Origin of the sequence: Methanobrevibacter sp., from assembly GCF_045603845.1 — an archaeon.
Taxonomy (GTDB): Archaea; Methanobacteriota; Methanobacteria; order Methanobacteriales; family Methanobacteriaceae; genus Methanocatella.
This window is the reverse complement of record NZ_JAZUMY010000039.1, coordinates 1-8,837: the sequence shown is the minus strand read 5'-3', so window position 1 is coordinate 8,837 and position 8,837 is coordinate 1. Positions and strand designations below refer to the sequence as shown.

Here is an 8,837-nt window from a genome sequence, read left to right as displayed (position 1 = left end):
TATCTCCTAAATTTAATTTACTTGGTATAATCATAAAAATTCTCCTTAAATCTTTTTCAAAATGTTCTATATAATAATTTATTCAATTTCTCGGCTACCCTACATAACGCTAACAAATTCTAAAGCAAAAACCACAACTATACCCGAAGACAGGACCCTTTATGGCTTTTGCTTAAGAATTTGTTATGCTATTCCGGTCGCATTCGTAATTTCATAAATTATATATAGAACATTTTTATATTGTAGGAATTTTCTCCTAGTAGGAGAAAAGCTCCGTACAAGATAAATATGGGAATTATTAGAATTTCTTTGCGGTTACCACTGCTTAGAAATTCTTAAATTCGTTTTTTATTTTGACCAACCTTTTATATTACTTCTTTTTATAGCCCCATATAAATTAGCTTTTAAATTTGGAATATCTTTTTGTAAATTCCAAATTAATTCTTTCATGGATTCTCTTTTTGAAACCCCATCCATTGGGCAACATTTATTCATAACTTCAATATTATTTTTTTTAACAAATGTTTTAATAGATTTTTCTGGTGCATAAATTAAAGGCCTAATTAAAGTAATTCCGAGAACGGTTCATATAGCTTACAGGTGCAAATGTTGCAATATTTCCACCGTATAATAAATTTAAGAAAAATGTTTCTAAAACATCATCTTCATTATGACCTAATGCAATTTTATTACATCCCTCACGAATTGCAACAGAATTTAAAATGCCTCTTCTTAAATTAGCGCATAAAGAACATGGATTTTGCTCTTTTCGAATATCAAAAACAATTTCTTTTATATGTGTTTTTTCTTCAACAAAATCCACTCCAATTTCTTCACAGGTTTTTCGTAAGAAATCAGAATTAAAAAAGTCAAAACCTGGATTTATACTAACAGCAATTATATCAAATTTTTTAGAGTAAAATCTTTGAAGAGCTTTTAGTGTCATAAGTAAACAGATAGAATCTTTTCCTCCAGAAAGACCAACAGCAATTTTATCTCCATCTTCTATCATATTATAATCATCAATAGCTTTTCTAACATAGCTTAACATTTTTTGCATAAAAATAATCCTTTCTTATTACAAATTTATTATATAAAATTTGCAAAGCAAAGTCAAATAGTGTATAATACTTTAGGAAATGCATTTATAGCTCAGGTGGATAGAGCGCTCCCCTCCTAAGGGAGAGGCCGCAAGTTCGAGTCTTGCTAAATGCGCCATTTAATTTGGTTTTTTTAGGAGAAAAAATGGAAAATGTATCAAAAGTTTTATTAATTGCAGCTACAATATTAATAACAATAATAATCATAACATTGGGAATAAGTATTGTTTTATGTAAATATGTTTGATTCTGTTTTATTGTCATGTTTAAATCAATAGTTGTCTGGATTTGTAGAATTGCCTTCATTTATAAGCAAAATTACTTAAATGTGGGAATATCATCTATTATTTGATTATGGGTTTGTATATTGTCGAGTGTATTCGACAATTACATTAACTTTAAATATATTGTAGATTGTATTCTATAATTGTATGAAAATTATTATTTTTGTAGAATGTAGTCGACAAAATTTATATATTTTAAAATACAAAAATTCAATTAATTATCGTGCGGTGAAAAAATGATTAAAAGGGAATTATACCTAAACCAAATCGAAAGACTGATAGATAAGGAACCTATCAAAATCATAACTGGCGTTAGGAGAAGCGGGAAAACATACCTCCTAAAAAGCATTCGAGAAGAACTTGAAAACCGTGGAATAAAAGAAGAAAATATATTCCTGATTTCATTTGAGTCCATGAAATACAACAAGATAGAAAACTTCAAACAGCTCGACGAATGCATAATAAACCTGACAGAAAACACAAAAGGCAAAGTCTACTTATTATTTGATGAAATACAAAACGTAGAAAACTGGGAAAAAAGCATAAACGCATGCAGAGTGGACATTGACTGCGACATCTACATCACAGGATCCAACTCAGAACTATTATCCGGTGAAATGGCAACATTAATATCAGGCAGATACTACCAAATAAACATCTACCCATTCTCATTTGCCGAATTCATACAATACAAAAAAGAAATAGAAAAAACAGACACAAATGACTTGGAGGAACTGTTCAAGGAGTATGTGGAATATGGCGGAATGCCCCCAATACAGCAGGTTGCAGCACAAGACAAATATTCCTATTTAAGCGACATATATAACACAATACTTCTAAAAGACATCGTAACAAGACACAATATAAGAAACACTGACATGCTAAATCGCATACTCGATTATGTGATAATGAACCTTGGAAAAAACTTTTCAGCCGGAAGCATCGCCAAATACATTAAACACGAAAGAAGAAAAATATCAAAGGACACAATACTCGACTATCTCCTATACTCCAAAAATGCCTGCTTCATACACCAGGCACCAAGAGAGGACATAAAAGGAAAAAAAGTGCTTAAGCACAACGAAAAATACTTCCTAGTTGACCATGGATTCTATCAGGCAAAATACGGAGAAATAGAAAATATGGGCTCAATCCTTGAAAACATAGTCTACATAGAACTTCTCAGAAGAGGATATGACGTAAAAATTGGAATGATAAATGAAAAAGAAATAGATTTCGTCTGCACCAAAAACAAAGAAAAAATCTACATTCAGGTAACATACCAACTGGAAAACGATAACACAATAGAAAGGGAATTTTCAGGACTTGTAAAAATCAATGATAATTTTGACAAATACGTTTTAAGCATGGACAAAATGAACTTCTCCAGCAGCGGATTGAAACACAGAAACATCATAGACTTTCTAACATCAGATTATATATAATTGTGTTTAAAAGAGTATTTTAACTAATGGCTCTTTAAACACCATTCTATTGGTGATACGCTATGTTTCCATAACTTATCATTGATAATTTTTATATGAACTGATATTAAATATTATAGTGTAAGAGCTAAAAGTAGTAAATATTTTGTATTGTATGCGGGCAAAATCCATTCTATATAATTTAGGCGTTATTTAACTTATTGCCAATTAATATTAAATTTTTTCTTCATTAACTTAATATGACTTATTTTATAATTTTATTAAGTGTATTATATTGATATTTTTAAAAAAGGAGTATTTTTTTAAGGAATTGATTTGGCCTTTTTTGACAGGTGTTTATATTTTGTATAGTTTTTTCACTATATTGACTTCATATTCGGATTAAATTCTTTGATAAATTATTGAGAAAATATTCAAAACAAAAGTGTTTTATGACTTCATTTTATTATTTATTTTTAAATTCATAAATATCAAGAGGTTTTAAAAGTATCGTTTCGCAAGAGGTTGTTTCCTTTTCAACTAGTTTTTTAAATTCGTTTTCGTCCTGCATGATTGAAGGAAATGAATTGTAATGCATTGGAATCACATATTTCGGATTGATCCATTTCGCTGCTATTGATGCTTCTTTTGGATCCATTGTGAATATGTTCCCAATAGGAAGCAATGCCAAATCAGGTTTGTAAACTTCACCCACAACAAATTTCAAATCAGAGAACAGTCCGGTATCGCCTGCCTGGAACACTTTAAATCCATCTTCAAATTCAAACAAGAAGCTTGAGGGATTTCCACCATAACCCATATCCATTTCAAAGTCATATGAAGAGGAATGTTTTGCATCAAGCATTCTAATTTTAACGTTTCCTGCCATAATTACTGCCCCATAATTGATTCCAACTGCATTAATCCCTTTTCTTTGCAGATAATTTGAAATCTCATAATTGCAGACTACTGTGGAATTGCAGTTTCTGGCTATTTCTGCCGCATCTCCGAAGTGGTCTGCATGGGCATGGGTAATGCAGATGATATCTGGATTCAATTCATCAACATTCAATGTGCAGTTTGGATTTGCACGGATGAACGGATCAACCAGAATGTTTGTTCCATCATTGCTTATAAATTCAAATGCAGAATGACCTAACCATCTCAATTTCATATTAACACCTAAATCCTACAGATTCCATCTTCACAGCTGTCTGTTTCATTGTTTTCATCAACTTCATTTTCACTCATGATTTGGCTTAAAACGGTTTTAAAGTCATTGTAGGATAATGCTCCCGGAACGGAATACTTTCCATCAAACAGATAAAATGGAACTGCATGTATTCCGCCTGTTAGGGCTATTTCTTCATCTCTTTCAACTGCATTGTTGAATAAATCGCTATCCAAAACTTCTCCAATCTCTTCTTTTTCAAGGCCCGCTTCACATCCGACATCCAACAACACGTCTCTATCTGCCAATTTTAAGTTTTTTGTAAAATATGCATCAAATAGTATTGCATTTAAGTTTTCAACGAGTTCGGAATCGTTTTTGCTTTGTGCAAGTTTCATCAGTCTGTGGGCATTGCGGGTGTTGGTGTAAAGTGTTGATGCATATTTAAAATCAATTCCCTCTTCAATGCCTAATCTTGATATTCCTTCCACTTCCTTTTGAGCATCATCAAAAGACAATCCATATTTGATTGCAAATCTCTCAACGGTCGTTGATTCAACGTCTTCAGGTGCATTTTGGTCAAGTTCAAATGCATGAATATCAAATTCAATTTCATTTTCAAGGCATAAATCTCTAATTGCTTTTTTCAGTCTTGTATTTCCGATATAACAGTAAGGACATGCAAAATCGCTCCAGTATGTAATTTTCATTTTCATCCCTCCAAATCTATTTAAATTATTATTTACAATAGTTAATTAATAAATACGTGAGTAATTCCAAAGTTACTAAAGTTGATACTATGGTTGAAAATAACGTCTGTCCAATTGGAAACACCTTGGATTTCTTTAACAGAAAATGGATATTCTGCATATTGTCTAATATTTTCCGGGGAATGAAACATTTCTCTGAGTTTAAAAAGGCGAATCCCACAATCAGCAATCATATTCTATCTGAAACATTAAAGTATATGGAAGAAAATAATCTGGTTTCCAAAACTACAATTGAAGACGGCTCAAGGGTTCAAACTGAATATTCCCTAACTGAAAAGGGTTTAAAGACAAATAAGATTCTCTATGAAATCACCTCTTATTATTTCAATGAGCTTAACTATGCTGGATATGATGATGCTCAAAGGCAGGAAGTTCTTAAAGAATATGAGCAGGCTTTCAACATCAGGTAATTTTTGAGTTACTGAACTCTTTTTATACTATTTTTTACTTATTTTAAATCATGAAAGATATTTTTGATAATTGTCAATTTGGAGATTTAAAACTCAAAAGCAGAGTTGTAAGAACCGGCCTGTGGCAGACACAATCAATTGGTGAATTGTATGACAAATATGAAAGCATGGCTAAAAGCGGTGTTGGATTAATAATAACAGAATTGATTTCAGTTTATCCGAAGGATAAATTTTCAGAGTATTCAATCAGAAGTGGTGCTCCACAATTCATGGTTGAAGCCAAACGATTAGTGGATATTGCACATGAGCATGATGTTGCAATTTTTGGCCAAATCGAATTCATCCAGTTCAACAGAGGAATAGACTTAAACATTGACATCAACGATTTGACAATTGATGATATCCGCCAGATCCAGTCAGACATTATCGTTGCAGCACAAAAACTTAAGCTGGCAGGATTTGATGGAATACAATTGGCTTTAGGAAATAACTTTTTTCTCTCAAAGTTCATAGACCCATATTTCAATCAAAGATTGGATAATTATGGTGGAGACACCTTCAACAGAATGAGGCTTGTTTTGGAATTGGTAAAAGTAATCAAAACCAATCTGGATTTCCATGTAAGCTGCAAAATCAATGCATATGATGGAAGAAAAGGTGGAATCGACAAGGATGAAAGCATAGAAATGTGCAAGCTGCTTGAAAAGGTAGGTGCTGATAGTCTTCAGGTTACAAAACCTCTGTCCCCTCTGTATTTTACAAAAGATGTTTCAGAAGAAGAGGAACTTGTCGAATTCAGCCAAAAGTTAATTAAGGAAGTTGATATTCCGGTTATTTTGGGCGGAGGATTTGACAGCCAGAAGCACATGAATGATTTATTGAATAAAACGGATATTGAATTTTTATCAATGTATCGGCCATTTTTAGCTGAATCAGATTTCCTAAAATCATAGAAAAAATCTGGTGACGGCGTGTCAAGGTGTAAAAAGTGCAATAACTGTTACAGAACCAAAACTAGTCAATGTTATCACTTTTGATTGACATGTAAACATGTATGAACCATGTTAAAACTACAACAAATACAAATACGACAATGATTTCGGCAGTGAAAAGGTAACCTAAAATTATTCCGATTGCATATAACAGTAGGTGCAGTCCGGTTCTTTTCAGGTTCAACAATTGCTTCAGGTCACTATTGTGTTCAATATTGATAATCATCCAGAACAGCACATCATATGCAAGTTCAATTACAATAAAAAAGATACAGTAGCACAGCTGTGCATTGATGTTTGTGAAATTGTTTGAGATTAGCAGAGTAAAGTATGGAAGAAGGGACATTACAAAAACGACAAGTCCTGTCATTGCTATTACTTTACCATCTATTTTTTTAATTATTTCAAAGATTATGTGGAAGAAATACCAGTTTGTCAAAACTACAATGAAACTGGTCAGATATGCAAAAAAGTTAGTTTTCAAAGCCCAAAAACCAGCAAACGTTATTGTTTCTGGTTGGGGCAGTTCAAGGACAATAACAGTTAATATGATTGCAAGTACTGCATCAACAAATGCCTCTAATTTTTCTGAATTCACATTTAACACCTTCAGTATATATTATGATTTTCATCTTTTAAGTGCTGTTGGTAACTCTTGAATTACTAATCTCTTTTTATACTTGCTTGAATAATTTAAATTTATGAAAAGCATATTCGATAACACTCAATTTGGTAGATTTAACCTTAAGAATCGTATCATCAGATCTGGTCTGTGGGAATCTGAAAATGAATCCCAAAAAAACTTGACTCCAGCGATATACAAAAGATATGAAGATTTGGCTAAAAATAACATTGGAATAATAGTAACTGAGTTGATTTCAATGTATTCTCATGACCGCTTCAGTGACTATTCTCACTACATCAACTATCCGTATTTCATTAAGGAGTTCAAGCAAGTGACAGATATTGCCCATGAATTCGACACACCAATTTTTGCACAAATTGGTTTTATAAACTGCAACATCAACGGAAAACAGATGATGGAAGTCAATGATTTGGAAATTGAAGATATTAGAAAAATCCAGACAGATTATGTTGTCGCCGCTAAAAAAGTTGCATTTGCAGGGTTTGACGGCATTCAGTTAAACATCGGAAATAACTATTACCTTTCACGAGTTATGGATCCGTTTGAAAACCAACGGAAAGACAATTACGGTGGAAACACTTTCAATCGTGTCAGGATGGTTTTGGAAATAATAAAGCTAATCAAGCAGACTACTGATTTGCACATCCACTGTAAGGTTAATTTGTATCAGGATGAAAAAGATTCATTGGAAATTTGTAAAATACTGGCTGAAAACGGTGCAGACAGTTTGCAGATTACTAAATTCCTCTCACCGCAGTATTTCAGAAAAGGTCAAAACAATGAAAACATGCTGGTAAGTTTTGCAGACAAAGTTGTCGGTGAAGTTGATATTCCGGTTGTTTTGGGAGGGGGATGGTCAGATATGAAAAGCATTGAACACTTGTTGAATAATACAGGAATTGAATATCTGTCGATGTATCGTCCATTTGTTAGAAATCATGGCTTTTTGACAGAATGGAAAGAAAATAACTACGGACAATCTGATTGTAAGACATGTAACAACTGTTATTGGAAAAAATCTAGTGTTTGTCTTATTGGCTCTGAAGAGCAATCTAAATAATTTAACTCAATGAGTTATTTTTTATCTTTTTTTAATTTATCAAAATGGTCATTAGGATTAAAATTAAATTTAATGAAAACGATCCTAGTATAATATTTTTATATTTGAACTCTTTTGAGGGATAATTAAAAGTATTGTTATTATTAAATTAAGAATTGATATCCATATCATCTTTTATCAACTCCATTTTAATTATGGGAAGGTTTATATAATGAAAAAAAAGAAAAGGAGTATTATGGGATTAATCCCATAACACTTTCAATATTAATTGCAATATTGAAATTATTACTTGAATAATTCCAAGAGCAATTAATATTTTTTCGCTTTTTTTCATGGAAATTCAAATATGGAATTAATTTGGGAGTTATTTCATTTAAGTTTTCCTTTTCTAATGATTTTGTTGAATAGATCCACTTTAAAATTTTTAAAATTAATATGATTTGAATTAGTCTATTCAAAGTATTCCGTTGAAACATAACTGTGTTTTTTCATAAAGCAGCAGTTTGAAAATGTTTATTATTAATGAATAGGATATAGTTAAATATGAATTCATTGCATGGTGGTGATTTTTCATGGTGTTTACTATTGAAGATATCAAAAAACGGGTTATTCCGATTGTTATCAAATATGGAATAAATACTTTCAGCCTTTTTGGATCTTATGCCCGTGGTGAAGCAACTGAAGATAGTGATTTAGATTTTGTAATGGATAAAGGTGATTTAAGGGGTCTACAATACGTTTCTTTAGTTCAGGATTTAGAAGATGAATTTGATTGCCATGTTGATGTAATTAGTAAAGGAAGTTCAAATAAAAAATTTCTTGAAGCAGTAAGTAAGGAAGAGGTTCTTTTATATGAACGAAAAAGATAAAAGAGGTGCTGAAACCATAATCGATTATTGTAATCGTATTAATGATTATCTAAATCGTTTTGATGATGATAAAGAAATTTACATGTCAGATAGTTTGTATAAAGATGCTTG

At 31.7% G+C, this 8,837-nt stretch carries 10 protein-coding genes and 1 tRNA gene; 6 read left to right on the top strand and 5 right to left on the bottom strand.

What is annotated here, in order from left to right; translation table 11 throughout:
• Window positions 1-348 precede the first annotated feature (348 nt).
• Entirely contained in the window at window positions 349-477 is a 129-nt protein-coding gene (locus tag ACKI2W_RS03585) for a hypothetical protein (RefSeq protein WP_407379309.1), read from the bottom strand.
• A gap of 82 nt (window positions 478-559) precedes the next feature.
• On the bottom strand, window positions 560-1,060 hold the full coding sequence (locus ACKI2W_RS03580) for a tRNA 2-thiocytidine biosynthesis TtcA family protein (RefSeq protein WP_407379307.1): 501 nt from the start codon (window positions 1,058-1,060) through the stop codon (window positions 560-562).
• 81 nt (window positions 1,061-1,141) lie between these two features.
• Between ACKI2W_RS03580 and ACKI2W_RS03575 the strand changes: the two genes are divergently transcribed.
• Both ACKI2W_RS03575 and ACKI2W_RS03570 read left to right on the top strand, forming a co-directional pair.
• A tRNA-Arg gene (locus ACKI2W_RS03575) sits at window positions 1,142-1,218 on the top strand.
• Between the two features lie 402 nt (window positions 1,219-1,620).
• Window positions 1,621-2,829, top strand: a complete 1,209-nt coding sequence (locus tag ACKI2W_RS03570) for an ATP-binding protein (RefSeq protein ID WP_407379305.1) — start codon at window positions 1,621-1,623, stop codon at window positions 2,827-2,829.
• Window positions 2,830-3,274: 445 nt separating this feature from the next.
• Here ACKI2W_RS03570 and ACKI2W_RS03565 read toward each other — a convergent pair whose 3' ends face one another.
• Together ACKI2W_RS03565 and ACKI2W_RS03560 are read right to left on the bottom strand one after the other, a co-directional pair.
• Complete coding sequence (locus tag ACKI2W_RS03565; protein ID WP_407379303.1) at window positions 3,275-3,982, bottom strand: metal-dependent hydrolase; 708 nt, start codon at window positions 3,980-3,982, stop codon at window positions 3,275-3,277.
• 8 nt (window positions 3,983-3,990) lie between these two features.
• Window positions 3,991-4,689, bottom strand: a complete 699-nt coding sequence (locus tag ACKI2W_RS03560) for a DsbA family oxidoreductase (protein ID WP_407379301.1) — start codon at window positions 4,687-4,689, stop codon at window positions 3,991-3,993.
• A gap of 89 nt (window positions 4,690-4,778) precedes the next feature.
• Here ACKI2W_RS03560 and ACKI2W_RS03555 point away from each other — a divergent pair, with 89 nt between their 5' ends.
• Both ACKI2W_RS03555 and ACKI2W_RS03550 read left to right on the top strand, forming a co-directional pair.
• Window positions 4,779-5,159, top strand: a complete 381-nt coding sequence (locus ACKI2W_RS03555; RefSeq protein WP_407379299.1) for a winged helix-turn-helix transcriptional regulator — start codon at window positions 4,779-4,781, stop codon at window positions 5,157-5,159.
• Window positions 5,160-5,209: 50 nt separating this feature from the next.
• Window positions 5,210-6,112, top strand: a complete 903-nt coding sequence (locus tag ACKI2W_RS03550) for an NADH-dependent flavin oxidoreductase (RefSeq protein ID WP_407379297.1) — start codon at window positions 5,210-5,212, stop codon at window positions 6,110-6,112.
• 61 nt (window positions 6,113-6,173) lie between these two features.
• Here ACKI2W_RS03550 and ACKI2W_RS03545 read toward each other — a convergent pair whose 3' ends face one another.
• Complete coding sequence (locus tag ACKI2W_RS03545; protein ID WP_407379295.1) at window positions 6,174-6,749, bottom strand: TMEM175 family protein; 576 nt, start codon at window positions 6,747-6,749, stop codon at window positions 6,174-6,176.
• Between the two features lie 103 nt (window positions 6,750-6,852).
• On the opposite strand from ACKI2W_RS03545, the gene ACKI2W_RS03540 reads away from it, so the two are divergent.
• Window positions 6,853-7,857, top strand: a complete 1,005-nt coding sequence (locus tag ACKI2W_RS03540) for a tRNA-dihydrouridine synthase (RefSeq protein WP_407379293.1) — start codon at window positions 6,853-6,855, stop codon at window positions 7,855-7,857.
• A gap of 572 nt (window positions 7,858-8,429) precedes the next feature.
• Window positions 8,430-8,726, top strand: a complete 297-nt coding sequence (locus ACKI2W_RS03535; RefSeq protein ID WP_407379291.1) for a nucleotidyltransferase family protein — start codon at window positions 8,430-8,432, stop codon at window positions 8,724-8,726.
• Window positions 8,727-8,837: the final 111 nt, after the last annotated feature.